General features: G+C 62.6%; 17 protein-coding genes. 4 read left to right on the plus strand and 13 right to left on the minus strand.

Annotated features, from left to right (window positions below):
• Window positions 1–61 precede the first annotated feature (61 nt).
• Entirely contained in the window at window positions 62–730 is a 669-nt protein-coding gene (gene pdxH, locus SIC17_RS03465; RefSeq protein WP_291893810.1) for a pyridoxamine 5'-phosphate oxidase, read from the minus strand.
• Window positions 731–821: 91 nt separating this feature from the next.
• Between pdxH and SIC17_RS03470 the strand changes: the two genes are divergently transcribed.
• From SIC17_RS03470 to SIC17_RS03485, 4 genes are all read left to right on the plus strand, one after another.
• Window positions 822–1,328: a J domain-containing protein gene (locus SIC17_RS03470; RefSeq protein WP_291893812.1), complete on the plus strand. Its 507-nt coding sequence runs from the start codon at window positions 822–824 to the stop codon at window positions 1,326–1,328.
• 106 nt (window positions 1,329–1,434) lie between these two features.
• Window positions 1,435–2,526 (plus strand): chorismate synthase, encoded by a 1,092-nt coding sequence (aroC, locus tag SIC17_RS03475; protein ID WP_291893815.1) that lies wholly within the window; start codon window positions 1,435–1,437, stop codon window positions 2,524–2,526.
• A 100-nt stretch (window positions 2,527–2,626) separates the two neighbouring features.
• Complete coding sequence (locus SIC17_RS03480; RefSeq protein ID WP_412546399.1) at window positions 2,627–4,138, plus strand: hypothetical protein; 1,512 nt, start codon at window positions 2,627–2,629, stop codon at window positions 4,136–4,138.
• A 406-nt stretch (window positions 4,139–4,544) separates the two neighbouring features.
• Window positions 4,545–5,306 (plus strand): hypothetical protein, encoded by a 762-nt coding sequence (locus tag SIC17_RS03485; protein ID WP_412546400.1) that lies wholly within the window; start codon window positions 4,545–4,547, stop codon window positions 5,304–5,306.
• A gap of 63 nt (window positions 5,307–5,369) precedes the next feature.
• On the opposite strand, the gene SIC17_RS03490 is transcribed toward SIC17_RS03485, so the two are convergent.
• The 12 genes from SIC17_RS03490 to SIC17_RS03545 all read right to left on the minus strand — a co-directional run bounded on the left by SIC17_RS03490 (window position 5,370) and on the right by SIC17_RS03545 (window position 14,400).
• Window positions 5,370–5,783, minus strand: coding sequence for a hypothetical protein (locus SIC17_RS03490; protein ID WP_412546401.1), 414 nt, complete (start codon window positions 5,781–5,783; stop codon window positions 5,370–5,372).
• 54 nt (window positions 5,784–5,837) lie between these two features.
• On the minus strand, window positions 5,838–6,563 hold the full coding sequence (locus tag SIC17_RS03495) for a TlyA family RNA methyltransferase (RefSeq protein ID WP_412546402.1): 726 nt from the start codon (window positions 6,561–6,563) through the stop codon (window positions 5,838–5,840).
• A gap of 6 nt (window positions 6,564–6,569) precedes the next feature.
• Window positions 6,570–8,495: a 1-deoxy-D-xylulose-5-phosphate synthase gene (gene dxs, locus SIC17_RS03500; RefSeq protein WP_412546403.1), complete on the minus strand. Its 1,926-nt coding sequence runs from the start codon at window positions 8,493–8,495 to the stop codon at window positions 6,570–6,572.
• Window positions 8,496–8,511: 16 nt separating this feature from the next.
• Complete coding sequence (locus tag SIC17_RS03505) at window positions 8,512–9,405, minus strand: polyprenyl synthetase family protein (RefSeq protein ID WP_291893833.1); 894 nt, start codon at window positions 9,403–9,405, stop codon at window positions 8,512–8,514.
• Window positions 9,406–9,481: 76 nt separating this feature from the next.
• Window positions 9,482–9,733 (minus strand): exodeoxyribonuclease VII small subunit, encoded by a 252-nt coding sequence (locus SIC17_RS03510; protein ID WP_412546404.1) that lies wholly within the window; start codon window positions 9,731–9,733, stop codon window positions 9,482–9,484.
• A 57-nt stretch (window positions 9,734–9,790) separates the two neighbouring features.
• Window positions 9,791–10,303, minus strand: coding sequence for a histidine phosphatase family protein (locus SIC17_RS03515; protein ID WP_412546405.1), 513 nt, complete (start codon window positions 10,301–10,303; stop codon window positions 9,791–9,793).
• A gap of 139 nt (window positions 10,304–10,442) precedes the next feature.
• Complete coding sequence (locus SIC17_RS03520) at window positions 10,443–11,378, minus strand: histone deacetylase family protein (RefSeq protein WP_412546406.1); 936 nt, start codon at window positions 11,376–11,378, stop codon at window positions 10,443–10,445.
• A 4-nt stretch (window positions 11,379–11,382) separates the two neighbouring features.
• Window positions 11,383–12,264 carry an SDR family oxidoreductase gene (locus SIC17_RS03525; protein WP_412546407.1) on the minus strand — a complete coding sequence of 294 codons (882 nt, stop codon included), beginning with the start codon at window positions 12,262–12,264 and terminating at the stop codon, window positions 11,383–11,385.
• Window positions 12,265–12,308: 44 nt separating this feature from the next.
• Window positions 12,309–13,088, minus strand: a complete 780-nt coding sequence (lepB, locus tag SIC17_RS03530; RefSeq protein WP_291893848.1) for a signal peptidase I — start codon at window positions 13,086–13,088, stop codon at window positions 12,309–12,311.
• 3 nt (window positions 13,089–13,091) lie between these two features.
• The gene (gene lepB, locus SIC17_RS03535) at window positions 13,092–13,862 is read right to left on the minus strand and encodes a signal peptidase I (RefSeq protein ID WP_291893852.1); all 771 of its coding nucleotides are present in this window, start codon (window positions 13,860–13,862) and stop codon (window positions 13,092–13,094) included.
• Window positions 13,859–14,173: a YbjQ family protein gene (locus tag SIC17_RS03540; protein WP_291893855.1), complete on the minus strand. Its 315-nt coding sequence runs from the start codon at window positions 14,171–14,173 to the stop codon at window positions 13,859–13,861. Before SIC17_RS03540 ends, lepB (SIC17_RS03535) begins: the two co-directional genes overlap by 4 nt.
• Window positions 14,170–14,400: a hypothetical protein gene (locus tag SIC17_RS03545; RefSeq protein ID WP_291893857.1), complete on the minus strand. Its 231-nt coding sequence runs from the start codon at window positions 14,398–14,400 to the stop codon at window positions 14,170–14,172. The genes SIC17_RS03540 and SIC17_RS03545 overlap by 4 nt, the downstream gene beginning before the upstream one ends.
• Window positions 14,401–14,420: the final 20 nt, after the last annotated feature.

Here is a 14,420-nt window from a genome sequence, read left to right on the forward strand (position 1 = left end):
CTTGTACGAAGAACCGACGTTATCCGGTCCATCGCTACCCCCTGTCAGCCCGTTTGGAGCCTCAAGGATACAACCGGGAGGTACTCCATGGCGAGGAAAAATCGTCCCGCGCGAAGGTCAGTCTGTCATGCAGACGGAAGGGACGATCGCGCCAGAACTCCAAGCTCATGGGGCGTATGATGAATCCGGACCAGTGCTGCGGACGCGGCACTTCGCCCAGGCCAAAACGCGCCGCCTCCCTGGCCACGGATTTCTCCAGCGCAAAGCGACTTTCCAGCGGGCGGGACTGTTTCGAGGCCCAGGCCCCGATTCGGCTGTCCCGCGCCCGGGAGGCGAAATAGGCGTCCGCTTCCTCAGCCGGAACCGCCTCGACCAGCCCCCTCACCCGCACCTGGCGACGCAAGGATTTCCAATGGAAACACAGCGCCGCCTTGGCATTCTCGGCAAGTTGCTGGCCCTTGGCGCTGTCCAGATTGGTGTAGAAGATGAAACCGCGCTCATCGACGCCTTTCAAAAGCACCATGCGCACATCAGGAAGCCCGTCCTCGTCCGCCGTGGCCAGGGCCATGGCATTGGCGTCATTGGGCTCCTTTTTCTTGGCATCCTCCAGCCAGTGGGAGAACAGCTCGTACGGGTCCTCGCGATCGAAAATCTCCACCGCATTGGCGTCAGCCGTTTTCTGGTACTCCGCATCACTGGGCGATGGCGGAATAAGCGGGTCCCTGGACATGGCGAGCGCTCCTTGCTGTCTTTACCGCTAGGTAGAGATCCCACGCAGCGCGTCAACCTTTCGGGAATCTTTCGGATTTACTCTGGGACACATGACATCGCGTGTTGGAAGTATTCGTGAAGCTTATGCCGTGCTCGGACTGGATCCGGGTGCGGGTTTCAAGGCTGCGAAATCCGCCTTCCGCGACGCGGCCAAGCGCCTGCACCCCGATGTCTCAACGCCCTCTCCCGACACCCTGTCCGAGCTGGCCGATATCGTCGCGGCGATCCGCATGATCGAGGCCAATCGCCCGGCCTGCCTCGAAATCGAGGTGACAGCAGCCGATGCCCAGCGCGGCGTTTCCCGCGCCCTCAAACTCGGTGACAAGCCTGTCATCGTCCGTATTCCGGCCGGCACCGAGGATGGCGCCCAGCTGGCCGCGGTCGGCGAGGACAATGTCATGGTCACGATCTCCATTCGCGAAACTGCGGATGGCTGGGAAAAACTGACCGGCGAGAATGATGACGAGGCGCTGTCCAACTTCGTCGACGAGTTCTCCCGCCCTTCACCCATGTCCCGCTTTGCCCGCTGGATCCGCAATTCCCAGTCGGTCGCCTAGCTCCAATGGTCCGCATGTACCCGGATCGTGCATATCCGGATTTCGCAGTGTGTGGCGTGACGGCTAGACCTCGGCTCGCTAATCTCGCGCAAACGGCGGATGAATCATGTCTCACAACACATTTGGTCATATGTTCCGGGTCACCACCTGGGGGGAAAGCCACGGCCCCGCAATCGGAGCCGTCGTGGATGGCTGTCCGGCAGGTATTCCGCTGAGCGCAGCCGACCTCCAGCCCTGGCTGGATCTGCGCCGCCCGGGCACCAGCCGCCACGTCACGCCACGCCAGGAACCGGACCAGGTCCGCATCCTCTCCGGCGTGTTCGAGGATGACCGCACCAACGGGCCGGTGACCACCGGCACGCCGATCAGCCTGATGATCGAGAATGTCGATGCACGCTCAAAGGATTACGGTGACATCCGAGACAAGTGGCGCCCCGGCCACGCGGACTTTACCTACGACATGAAATACGGCGTGCGCGATTATCGCGGCGGCGGGCGCTCGTCCGCGCGTGAGACCGCCATGCGCGTCGCTGCCGGCGGCATTGCCCGCAAGGTGCTGAGCGAGGATATCCGGATCCGCGCCGCGCTGATCCAGATCGGTGAGCGCTCCATCGACCGTGCGCGCTGGAACTGGGACGAGGTGGCCAACAACCCGTTTTTCTGCCCGGATGCCGAGACGGTAAGCTTGTGGGAAGCGGACATGGACCAACTGCGCCGGGATGGCAGTTCCACGGGCGGCATCGTCGAAGTTGTCGTCTCGGGCCTGCCGGCCGGTTGGGGCGCGCCGATCTATGCCAAGCTGGATAGCGAGATCGCCGCAGCGATGATGACGATCAATGCCGTCAAGGGCGTCGAGATCGGGGCGGGTTTTGCCTCCGCCGCCATGCGGGGCGAAGCGGCCGCGGACGAGATGCGCGCGGGCGATAACGGTCCGGAATTTCTCTCCAACCATAATGGCGGCGTGCTGGGCGGGATCTCCACCGGGCAGGATCTCGTTGTTCGCATTGCCGTCAAGCCGACCTCCTCGATCCGGGTGCCGCGCGACACGCTGGACCGGTCCTTCGAGGAGACCCAGATCGTCACCCATGGCCGCCATGATCCCTGTGTCGCCATTCGTGCCGTTCCTGTCGGCGAAGCCATGGCCGCGCTTGTCCTGGCAGACCAGAAACTGCGTCACGAAGCCCAGGCAGCCTGGTAAAATCCCAACATGACACACCCGTTCATGCTGGGCTCATCGACCAGGTTTTAGCTTCCCGTTAACGCCGGACATCCCGGCCCATCGATAGGGAGCGATCGAGATGAACCAGAAGAACTTCTCCAAAGCCGCCTTAATGGCTGCCGCCCTGCTGCCCTCCGTGATGTTTATCGGTTCCGCGGAAGCCTCCGCGATTGTCGAGGAAGCCGCGTTCGAGGTTCAGCAGGAAGTCAATGAGCGGCGCATTCGTGCGGCTCAGGAACGACGCGCGGAGGGTCGTCAGGAACGACGACAGAACCGCGCTGAAAATCGCCAGGAACGCCGGTCCGAGAACCGTCAGCAACGTCGCCAGGAAAACCGCTCGGAAAACCGCCAGCAGCGCCGGGAAAACCGTTCGGAAAATCGCCAGGAGCGCCGGCAGGAGAACCGTCAACAACGACGCCAGGAAAACCGCTCGGAAAATCGCCAGCGACGCCAGGAAAATCGCTCGGAGAACCGCCAGCAGCGCCGGGAAAACCGTTCGGAAAACCGCCAGGAGCGCCGGCAGGAAAACCGTCAGCAGCGTCGCCAGGAAAACCGCGCTGATAATCGCCAGCAACGTCGCGAGAACCGCGCGGAAAACCGTCAGGAACGCCGCGTACAGGTGCAGGACCGGATCAATAATGGCCGCGCCGCGGATGCCCGCCAGGAACGCCGGCGCGAGCGCCGCGAGGACCGGACGGATCGCCGTCGGGACCGGGTTGAGGACCGCCAGGACCGGCGTCGTGAACGGTTCGAGGAGCAACGCCGCGATACGGTAGATAATCGCCGTGATCGCCGCCGGGATCGTGTCGAAAACCGCCGCGACCGCCGGGAAGATCGCCGAGACGCCCGCCGTGATCGTCGGGAGGACCGTCGTGACTATCGCCGGGACCGTCGCGAGGACCGCTGGGATCGTCGTGAAGACCGTCGGGATGCCCGCCGGGATCGGCGCGACTATCGTGAAGCCCGTCGTGACGAGCGCCGCTGGCGCCGTGCGGAACGCCGCCGCCAATTCTATCGCGATCAGCGCCGCCTGCGTCAGCAGACCCGCTGGATCCGCCACATGAACCATGGCTGGTCGAACTCGCGTTATTACGGCCACTGGGGTCCGTCCAGCCGCTGGCGCTATCATGACCGGTATTACCGTTATGGTTATGACCGCCGCCGTTTCGCCTACTACGATGGTCTGTGCCGCTATGACGGAAACAATGACGGCGCTGTCATCGGAGCCATCCTGGGCGCCATTATCGGCGGAGCTGCCGCCAATGATGACGACACAGCCGTGGGCATCCTGCTGGGTGCAGGTTTTGGCGCCGCCCTGGGCAGCAGTGTCGACCGCCTGGATAACTGCGACCGCGCCCAGTACCAGTACGCGATGAACTATGCCTTCGAGTATGGCGAGCCGTATTACTGGGCCAACCCGCACTCGGGCATTCGCGGCTCGATCACCATCCGCGAGAATTACCGTTACGGCGGCAATGAATGTCGCTGGGGAGATGCGGAGATCTACATGCCGGACGGCACCTATCGCCTCGACGAGGTCCGCATGTGCCGCGACGCTTACGGCGAATGGCAGGTCGCCCGCTACCAGTAACCCTCGCAAGACCACACGAGGCAGAACCGGCTCCGAGAGGGGCCGGTTCTTTTTTGTGAGGCAGAGCGCGCGTCTGTGGGGTGAAAAAGCCACCAAGCTTGTCATCCCGGACGAAGGCCCCGCGAAAGCGGGGCGCAGATCCGGGACCCACAGCGCTGACCGCATGGGTCCCGGATCTCCAGCCGGGTCAGGCCCGGCTATCCGTCCGGGATGACAAGTGTTGGGGATCGTGGACAGACGAGGGGCAGGGGTCACCCTTCCCGCGGCGAAACCCAAACCAGGCCCTTTTCTTGCACAATGGTAATCTGGTGAACCCGACCGTTCATGTTGGGCTCATCGACGGCGCTATAGCTTGGCTCCAGCACTTGACGAGCTGCGTGGTAATTGGCTCACGAGGAGACCGCACATGAAACTGCTGACAACCGCCCTTCTTTCCGCGAGCGCCATGGCCCTGTTTGTCAATGGGGCCCACGCACAGTCGAACTATCAAAGTTACGAGGAATGCGTTTCCGATCGCCAGGGTCGCCAGGTCGCCGGCGCGCTGATCGGTGGCATTCTGGGCGCTGTCATCGGCAGCGAGATCGCCGACGAGAATATCGATAACCGCCGCGAGCGCCGCGCCCATCGCGGCCGCCATCACCGTCGCGGTGGCTACCGCCACCACCGCCGCCGCCATCATCGTGATGCCAGCGATGACGATGCGGCCACGGTCGCCGGCGCAGGCGTCGGCGCCCTGATTGGCGCCGGTATTGCCAGCGGGGATGATTGCGAGAACCTGCGTTATCGCGATAGCCGCTATAACGACCGCTATGACCGCCGTTATGACGACCAGTATGATGATCGTTACTCCGGCAAGCCGGATGATCGTTACCAGGACAGCTATTATAATGACGGGTATTCCTCGGATGATTATGGCTATACTGACGGGTCCGACAGCTATTCAAACGGTGAACTGCTCGGCGGCGCCCAGCCCAGCCAGAACGCCCGCAGCTACAACGCCTCGTCCGGTTACAGCTCCGGCGCCAGCTATAATTCCGCCGACTGGGTCTGCGAATACCAGACCACCCGCCGCCGCGGCCCGGATGGTTATGTCGGCGAAGTCCAGGTCTATATGTGCCAGGGCAATGACGGCATCTGGCGCCCCTACGACACGATTGTCGGCAATTAGTGAGTAGAGTAGTGCGAACACGAAGCGGCGATCCGGAAACGGGTCGCCGTTTTGTTTCACACCTTACAGCTGCGATGCGTTGTGTTCGGCCTCATCGACGCATCGCAGGTCCTGCACGACGATCTCCTCGACATTCTGCAGTCCGGCATCCTCCAGCTTCTCGAAGAAGAACTCGCGGGCATCGATCATCGCCTGCTGGCAGCTCGCACGCCAGGCGAAGCTCACCTCTCCCCGGCCCGAGATCTTCGGGTTCATCCCCTGAAAACCAGACGGAAAATCCATGGCAGAGGAGGCCATCAACCCCTGCCAAATTTCGTGAGCTGACAGCGAAGACGATGAATAGCTGAACTGAACATATGACAGCGTGACTGCACCTTCTCCGCCCTCCGGCTGGCGATCTGTTTCTGCCCCTCGGGACTCGCATGCCGACACAGCCAATGCCATGGCCAAAACAATGCAGCTCTGTAGCCTGGCCATCCACTCAACTCCTGAATACCGCCACGATATCATCCAGCGTTAGCACAGCACCCACTACCCCTTGCGCGCCACCACCAGGTATTCCTGATTGCCATCACCGCCGGCGATCGGGCTGGGGATGACATTGTCGACCCTAAAGCCCGCCATGCCGTCCAGCGCGGTGCGGACGATGTCCACGGCGCGCAGGGCCTCGTCGTCGGACCGGACCAGCCCACCGCGGCCAACACCGTCGCGGCCGACCTCGAACTGGGGTTTGATCAGGCCCACAAAGACCGCCCGGTCTGCGGCCAGGGACAGCGGCACGGGAATGACTTTCAGGAGAGAGATGAAACTCGCATCACAGACGATCAGCGAGGGCGGTGCGTCGAAATCCTCGGCTGTCAGATCCCGCGCATCGGTCGCTTCCATCGAGACCACGCGATCATCCCCGCGCAGGCGCGCGTGCAATTGCTCGCGGCCGACATCCACGGCGTAGACTTTCGCTGCCCCGCGTTCCAGCAGGACCTCGGTGAAGCCGCCCGTTGACGAGCCCACATCCAGACAGGTCCGCCCCGTCGGATCCACAGAAAATGCGTCCAGCCCGCCCACCAGTTTCAGCGCCGCACGACTGACATAGGGATGCAGGGCCCGGGCCTCGATTGTCGCGCCAGCCGGAACTTTCTGCGACGCCTTGCGCAAGGCCACCCCGTCCAGCTTCACCAGCCCCGCATCGATCGCTTCCTGGGCGCGCGCGCGGGTTTCGAAATAGCCGTTTTCAACGAGGTATTTGTCTGCACGCACGCGGCTTTACTCAGCCTGCACGCCCGCAGCCATCACTTGTGCCGCTTCCTGTTCGCGGCCCAGGGCTTCCAGGGCCCTGGCGGCGATGTGGCGGGCGTTGAGGCCGGCGGTTTCATACATGTTGAACGGGGTGTCCTGGTCCTGGAACACGTCCGGCAGGGTCATGGTGCGGATCTTCAGGCCGCGGTCCAGCGCGCCACGTTCAGCCAGCATGTGCAGGACAAAGGCTCCGAAACCGCCCACAGCGCCCTCTTCCACCGTGATCAGCACTTCGTGCTCACGCGCCAGACGCAGAATGAGTTCCTCATCCAGCGGCTTGGCGAAGCGGGCATCGGCAACCGTGGTCGGGAAACCCTTGGCGGCCAGTTCGTCGGCGGCCTTGAGGGATTCTTCCAGACGCGTGCCCAGCGACAGAATGGCGATGGAACCGCCCTCGCGCACGATCCGGCCCTTGCCGATCTCCAGCACGTCCGCAACGTCCGGCAGGTCAACGCCGGTGCCATTGCCACGCGGATAGCGGAAGGCAGACGGGCGGTCATCGATCTGGTTGGCGGTCGCGATCATGTGGCAGAGCTCGGCCTCGTCTGCCGCAGCCATGATGACCATGCCCGGCAGGGCGCCGAGATATCCGACATCGAAGGAACCGGCGTGCGTGCAACCATCCGCACCGACCAGGCCCGCCCGGTCGATGGCAAAACGCACGGGCAGTTTCTGGATCGCCACATCGTGCACGACCTGGTCATAACCGCGCTGCAGGAAGGTGGAATAGAGCGCGCAATAGGGTTTCATACCGTCTGCGGCGAGACCGCCAGCAAAGGTCACGGCATGCTGTTCGGCAATGCCGACATCGAACATGCGATCGGGAAAACGCTCGGCGAACTTGTCCAGGCCGGTACCGCCGGGCATGGCCGCGGTGACGCCGACGACACGGTCATCCGCCTCGGCTTCCTTGATCAGCTGATGCGCAAACACGCCGGTATAGGACGGCGCACCGCCCTTGGATTTTTGCTGTTCGCCCGTGACGACATTGAACTTGGCGACACCGTGATACTTGTCAGCCGCCGCTTCCGCAGGGGCGTAGCCCTTGCCCTTCTGGGTGACGACATGGATCAGGACCGGGCCTTCCTCGCCATCACGCACGTTGCGCAGGACGGGGACCAGCTGGCTCACATCATGACCGTCGATCGGGCCGACATAGCGAAAGCCCATCTCCTCGAACAACGTGCCGCCCATGGCCATGCCACGCATGTATTCCTCGGCCCGGCGCGCCGCTTCCTGGACGTGCAATGCCTTGGCGACACCCTTGCCGACTTTGCGGATGTTTCGATAGCTCTGGCTGGAGACCAGGCGGGAGAAATAATGGCTCATCGCGCCAACCGGCGGCGCGATGGACATGTCATTATCGTTGAGGATGACGATCAGGCGCGAATTCAGCGCGCCGGCATTGTTCATGGCTTCATAGGCCATGCCCGCCGTCATCGAGCCGTCACCGATGACGGCGATGACATTGCGGTTTTCATCTTTCAGATCACGCGCGACAGCAAAACCCAGCCCGGCGGAAATGGACGTCGAGGCATGCGCAGCACCGAACGGGTCATACTCGCTCTCGGCACGCTTGGTGAAACCGGACAGGCCGCCCCCCTGGCGCAGGGTACGGATGCGGTCACGGCGCTCGGTCAGGATCTTGTGCGGGTAACACTGGTGGCCCACATCCCAGATCACCTTGTCGTCCGGCGTATCGAAGACATGGTGCAACGCCGTGGTCAGCTCGACGACACCCAGGGCAGAGCCGAGATGACCACCGGTGACAGAAACTGCGTCGATGGTCTCGGCGCGCAATTCGTCGGCAACCGACTTAAGCGTGTCCAGGTCGAGATTCTTGAGGTCCGAAGGATTTTGAATTCGATCAAGATTCGGCGTCTTTACAGACATTCCGGCTACCCGCCTTTCAAGAGCGGCGCTTCAGGACAAAGTCGACCGCTTCCCTCAACAAATTTGCACGCTCGCCGAACGGATCAAGGTGCTCCTTGGCCTGCGCGGCCAAGTGTCGCGACCGTTCCTCGGCACCCTCAACGCCCAGAATGGTGACAAAGGTGGCTTTTCCTTGACCGGCATCCTTGCCGACAGCCTTGCCCGCTTCGTCGACATCTCCCGTGGCATCCAGAAGGTCGTCCGTGATCTGATAAGCCAAGCCAAGATCGTGTGCAAACCCTTCTAGCGCACGGCGGATGTGATCTTCCACATCCTTCAGCGTGGTCACGGCCTCGGCGGTGAAATTGATCAGGGCGCCGGTCTTCATGCGATGCATGCGCGTAACCACTGAAATATCGAGCGTTTCGCGTTCGCCGATAATGTCGATCATCTGCCCGCCGACCATGCCGCTGGCACCGCTGGCGCGGGCCAGTTTTTCCACCAGACGCGCCCGCACGGCGCCCTGGGTATGTGTGTCCGGGTGCGCCAGGATTTCATAGGCAATGGATTGCAGCCCGTCTCCGGCCAGCACCGCCGTCGCCTCGTCATAGGCCTTGTGCACGGTCGGCCGCCCGCGGCGCAGGTCGTCATCATCCATGCAGGGCAGATCATCATGGATCAGGGAATAGGCGTGAATGCACTCCACCGCACAGGCTGCACGCAACAGACCGCGCTCGTCACCGTGCACCAGATTACCCAGCTCCATGGTCAGGAAAGGACGCAGCCGCTTGCCCGGCCCCAGGGCTGCGTAACGCATGGCGGAATTGAGCGAGGCTTCCGGGCCCTCGGCACGCGGCAGAAGCGCGTCCAGCGCGACGGTGACACGGTCAGCGGTCTCGTTCAGTTTCTGCTCGAAGCTCTCAGCGCTCATGCGGCTCTCTCAACAGGGCGACCTTCAGCGGGTCGCAGCTTGATACTTGGAAATCACACGAAACCCGGGCGGGTCCTTACTGGTGCAGCTGGGCCGGTTCAAGCGAGAGTGAACCGTCCTCACCCTTGACGATCTTGTCGACCTTCAGCTCGGCATCCTTCAGCTTGCCTTCGCAATGCGCGCGCAGGGCAGCGCCGCGCTCATAGATCGCGATTGAACGCTCCAGCTCCACCTCACCGCTTTCAAGCTGCTGGACGATTCGTTCCAGCTCGGCCAGGGCCTGCTCGAAATTCATGGTCGCGATGTCGGCATTGGGCGTTTCAGGCATTGGGTCTTCTCCAGGACACGCCGCACAATAGGCAGGCTCGGGCACGCGGGCAACGCGTCATTTGCCGCGATATTCGTATTGGCGATAGGACCAATAGCTGTCCCCGCCATCATGCACACATTTCCAGCCTGCCTGCTTGATATAGGGGCGCATCATGCGGTTGAACCAACCATGCGCGCAGACGGTGACATCACCCTCCTGCGCGGCCTCGACAAGGCGGTTCACCGCCTGCTGCGCGCGGGCTTCCGCATCAACCCGGCTTTCCCGGCCGCGGGACATGCCAAACCACCAGCTGCAGCGTGCAAACACGCCCCAGGTCTTGGCCATGTAACGCCCCGGGATCGGTGGCGGTGGCAATTCGGCCTCCACAAACACCGGATCAATCACCAGCTCGCGCCCGGGCGCCGCGCCCTGCGCGGTCTCGATTGCGCGCTGAAGCGTGGAGGCAAAGACGATATGGGACGCCGCAGCGGCGGCCTTGAGATTGTCACAGGCATCCTGCCCGGGCACCAGGCTGGCTGGCTGATAGGTATTGTCCCACCAGTCCTCATACCCGCGCCAGTCAAGCATCTGCTCGCGGTTTGCGTCAGGCTTGCCGTGCCGGGCGACGGTAAGACGTCCGGGAACTCGCGGGGCTTTGACGGGGACAGGGCTCGACATTCACGCTCATCCAGTTGGCACCAGCCATAGCCCCGCCTCACAGACGGTTCTACGGCGCGCTGGACAGACCCGAGACAAAGGCAGCAGCAGCCCGGCCAAGCGCGGGGCAGTCGTATCCCCCCTCCAGCACGGAAACAAGCCGGGAATGCGCAAATTCATCCGCGCTCGCGCGTATTTTTCCGGCCACCCAGCCGTAATCGGCATCGGTCAGGTTCAACCCACCCAGCGGATCCGCCTCGTGCGCGTCAAATCCGGCCGAGACCAGAATGACCTCCGGACGAAACCTCGCGAGTACCGGCAGGACCTCTGCCTCGAAGCGCTGACGCCAAAGAGCGGAGCTGGAATTGTCGGCGAAGGTGAGGTTGAGAACATTGCCATTGAGCCCCGTCTCCCCTTCCCGGCCTGTGCCGGGATAAAGTGGCGCCTGGTGCAGGGAACTGAAGAAGACACGCTCATCGCGCTCGGCCAGGCACTGGCTGCCATTGCCGTGATGCACATCGATATCAATGATCGCCACCCGGCCGAGCCCGTAGGCTTCCAGCGCGTGAAGGGCTGCAATGGCAACGGAATTGAACAGGCAAAAACCCATCACCCGGTCCGGTTCAGCGTGATGCCCCGGTGGGCGGGCGAGACAAAAGGCCTGTCGCGGCCCCCCGGCCATCACACGATCCACGGCCTCCAGCGCCGCGCCTGCCGCATGCAATCCGGCCGCAGCCGAGGATTGCTGCACATGGGTGTCCCAGTCCAGCCCATGCCAGCCACCTTCTTCGGCGGCAGCACAGGCCGACAGCACACGCTCCACATGCCCAGGCGTGTGAAACCGCTCCAGCTCGTCACGGGTCGCAGAACGGCTTTCGATCCACTCACCGCCAGAAAGCTGCTGAAGCGCGCGCCTGACCGCCGCATAACGTCCGGGATGTTCCGGATTGTCCGGCGGCACTGCGTGTCCGGCGCTGGCCGGACTGTCCACGATCAGGACGCTCATAGTGTCAGCCCGCCAGTCCGGACAGGTCCATGATCTTCACGCCCGGCGGGGTCGGCGCCTCGTCCTCTTCCGGCACGAAGAAGTCCGGCAGCAGATCGGTGCCCGGCTCGACGGAATACTGGTCGAAATCGGTTACGCCCTCCGAATAGAGGAAGGTGTCGTCGATGAGGAAATTGCCGGTGAATTCCTTCGCCGGCTTGTTGAGCACGGCATAGGCTGTGTCGGCGAGAATTTCCGGCTTGCGACAGGTCTTCATCGCCTCGTCATTGGCCAAGACGTTGGAAATCGCGGCCGTGGCAACCGCTGTGCGCGGCCAGATGGCATTGGCGCCGATACGCCCCTTGAATTCTGCTCCCCAGCCCAGCACGCACAGGCTCATCTGGTATTTGGCGCTGGTATAGGCCACGTGCGGACCGAACCAGAGCGGGCGCATGTCCAGGGGCGGCGAGAGTACAAGAATGTGCGGGTTTTCCGCCTTTTCCAGATGCGGCAGGCATTTCTGGGTCACCAGGAAGGTGCCACGTCCGTTGACGCCGTGCATCAGGTCATACCGCTTCATCGGAACATCGGCCGTGCCGCGCGGATAGATGGCCGAGGCATTGTTGACCACGGCATCAATGCCGCCGAAACGCTCGACCGCCTGGGCGACCGCAGTTTCGACATTGGCTTCATCGCGGATATCGCACTGCACCGCCAGGGCCTGGCCGCCGGCGGCTTCCACTGCTTCTGCCGCTGTGTGGATGGTGCCGCCCAGTCGCGCATCCTCGGTCACGGATTTGGCTGCGATAACGATATTGGCGCCGTCACGTGCACAGCGCTCGGCAATCGCAAGGCCAATGCCACGGCTGGCACCGGTGATGAAGATGGTCTTGTTTTTGAGGCTCATTCTGGTCTCCCGCCCTTTATCGAGTACAGGAAACTAGAGCGGGATCAGAGCGGACGCCAGACCCGGCCTGTCGGACAGTGTAGTTCCGGCTCGTTATCGCAGCGCTCGAAGGTGAACGGCACCGTCTCCGCCCGGCCGATGATATTGACCATCGGTACGAAGCCCGGTCCGCCCGCGGCACGACTGTCGATGGAATTGTCGCGGTTATCGCCCATCAGGAAGACATGCCCGACCGGAACCGAGATCGGGCCGAAATCATCCAGCGGATGACGGTCGGTACGCTCATAGATCCAGTGTGTAGACGCCCCGGGCAGCTCTTCCTCGAACGCCATCACATCAACGACAGCCGGAAAACCATTGTGCTGGCGATAACGGCGCGTTTCTGTTTCTGCGCGCGAGACCAGGTCACCATTGATGATCAGGCGGCCATTGCGCACCTCGATACTGTCGCCCGGAACACCGACCACGCGCTTGATCAGCACCAGGTCCTCACGCGGGGACTGCAGCACGATGACATCGCCACGCTCGGGTTCGGCCCAGCCGATCCGGCCGTCCCAGCTGTCCGGCAACCAGTGCCCCAGCCCCAGCGGCAGAGAGTGGCGCGAATAACCATAGGCCCATTTGGACACGATGATACGGTCGCCGACTTCCAGCGTCGGCTGCATGCTTTCGCTGGGGATGTAATAGGTCGCAAAGGCGATCGAGGACCAGGCAAACCAGATTGCCACGACGCCGGAGAAGAAGCGTACGGCCTCGACACCTTCTCTCAAGCCGGCCCGCACCCAGCGGGGCAATCGACGCAGCAGGCGATACGTGCGCGACATGACCTAGAGGCCTCTCCAGACACGGCCCGTCGGGCAATAAAGTTCAGCTTCACGGCGACAATTGGCCATGGTGAACATCACCGTCTCGGCGCGGCCGACAACATTGGCCAGCGGGACCAGGCCCGGCCCGCTTGGCGCGCGGCTGTCATTGGAGGCGTCACGATTATCGCCCATCACGAAAACCGTGCCGGGCAGAACGGTCACAGGACCATAATCGTCCAGTGCGAAATCATCCGTGCGCTCATAGATTTCGTGTTCGCGATCACCGGGTAGGACCTCGGTATAGAGGGTCGCAGTACGCAGGACAGGCGAACGGCCTTCGCGATAGGTGCGCACCTCTTCCAGCACGCGCGGAGCAGCCTCGCCATTCAGGTAGAGGCGGCCATCACGCATCTCGATCGTATCGCCGGCAACGCCAATAACACGCTTGATCAGATTACGCGGACGACCATCGGCCTGGCGTTCGTCGCGGAATACCACCACATCGCCGCGCTGCGGATCCGCCCAGGCAATGCGTCCATTCCAACTACTGGGCAACAGATAGCCAATGCCCAGCGGCAGGGAGTGGCGCGAATAACCATAGGCCCATTTGGAGACAAGAACGCGATCACCGACTTCCAGCGTCGGCTGCATGGAGCCGGACGGGATGTGAAATGCGGCAAAGATGAAGGTCACAAGGACCAGCCAGACGGCGATCACTCCGCCGAGAAATCTAACGATTTCGAGCACTTCGCCAGCGGCCCGGTCCATCAATCGCTGCACTAGAGGATTCATTTGAGTTTTACCGCCGTTCCGTACGCGAGAATTTCTGCTGATCCATCCATAACAGTCGCCGTCGACAGGCGGAAAGTGATAACCGCATCCGCGCCCAGCTCCTCGGCGTGGCGGACCATGCGGTCCATGGCCTGCTCACGGCTCTCGGCCAGGAGTTTGGTGTATTCCGGAACCTCGCCGCCAACCAGATTGCGCAGGCCTGCGATGAAGTCGCGACCGAAGAAACGCGCCCGCACGACATTGCCGCGCGCCAGTCCGATGACGCTGTCGATTTCGTGTCCCGGGACGTTGTCAGACATTGTGACGATCATGGCGCACTCTCCTCGTTACTCTCTTGCTCGTACAGCCGCTCGGCTGCGAGATATTGTTCTGCCAGAGAGATCGCGATCAGGGCCGGACAGATCAGAACCACCAGCGCCCAGGGCCAGCCAACTCTGATACCGAACAGAAGATGCAGCAGGATCAGGATGAGCAAGCCAGCGAGGCCCGTCACAAACTGCAGCAAATTCCGGTTCGTCTTGATCCAGTCCAGGCGCACGCGCCGATCTCCCTATGGCC

It is taken from the genome of Maricaulis sp. MIT060901, assembly GCF_047123815.1.
Taxonomy (GTDB): Bacteria; Pseudomonadota; Alphaproteobacteria; order Caulobacterales; family Maricaulaceae; genus Maricaulis.

Excerpts from the sequence above, each read along its gene's own strand:
- lepB (WP_291893848.1), bottom strand. The coding sequence starts at position 13,088 with ATGTCGCGCACGTATCGCCTGCTGCGTCGATTGCCCCGCTGGGTGCGG.
- SIC17_RS03485 (WP_412546400.1), top strand. The coding sequence starts at position 4,545 with ATGAAACTGCTGACAACCGCCCTTCTTTCCGCGAGCGCCATGGCCCTG.
- SIC17_RS03505 (WP_291893833.1), bottom strand. The coding sequence starts at position 9,405 with ATGAGCGCTGAGAGCTTCGAGCAGAAACTGAACGAGACCGCTGACCGT.
- SIC17_RS03470 (WP_291893812.1), top strand. The coding sequence starts at position 822 with ATGACATCGCGTGTTGGAAGTATTCGTGAAGCTTATGCCGTGCTCGGA.
- SIC17_RS03520 (WP_412546406.1), bottom strand. The coding sequence starts at position 11,378 with ATGAGCGTCCTGATCGTGGACAGTCCGGCCAGCGCCGGACACGCAGTG.
- pdxH (WP_291893810.1), bottom strand. The coding sequence starts at position 730 with ATGTCCAGGGACCCGCTTATTCCGCCATCGCCCAGTGATGCGGAGTAC.
- SIC17_RS03525 (WP_412546407.1), bottom strand. The coding sequence starts at position 12,264 with ATGAGCCTCAAAAACAAGACCATCTTCATCACCGGTGCCAGCCGTGGC.
- dxs (WP_412546403.1), bottom strand. The coding sequence starts at position 8,495 with ATGTCTGTAAAGACGCCGAATCTTGATCGAATTCAAAATCCTTCGGAC.
- SIC17_RS03480 (WP_412546399.1), top strand. The coding sequence starts at position 2,627 with ATGAACCAGAAGAACTTCTCCAAAGCCGCCTTAATGGCTGCCGCCCTG.
- aroC (WP_291893815.1), top strand. The coding sequence starts at position 1,435 with ATGTCTCACAACACATTTGGTCATATGTTCCGGGTCACCACCTGGGGG.
- SIC17_RS03510 (WP_412546404.1), bottom strand. The coding sequence starts at position 9,733 with ATGCCTGAAACGCCCAATGCCGACATCGCGACCATGAATTTCGAGCAG.
- SIC17_RS03540 (WP_291893855.1), bottom strand. The coding sequence starts at position 14,173 with ATGATCGTCACAATGTCTGACAACGTCCCGGGACACGAAATCGACAGC.
- SIC17_RS03490 (WP_412546401.1), bottom strand. The coding sequence starts at position 5,783 with ATGGCCAGGCTACAGAGCTGCATTGTTTTGGCCATGGCATTGGCTGTG.
- SIC17_RS03515 (WP_412546405.1), bottom strand. The coding sequence starts at position 10,303 with ATGCTTGACTGGCGCGGGTATGAGGACTGGTGGGACAATACCTATCAG.
- lepB (WP_291893852.1), bottom strand. The coding sequence starts at position 13,862 with ATGAATCCTCTAGTGCAGCGATTGATGGACCGGGCCGCTGGCGAAGTG.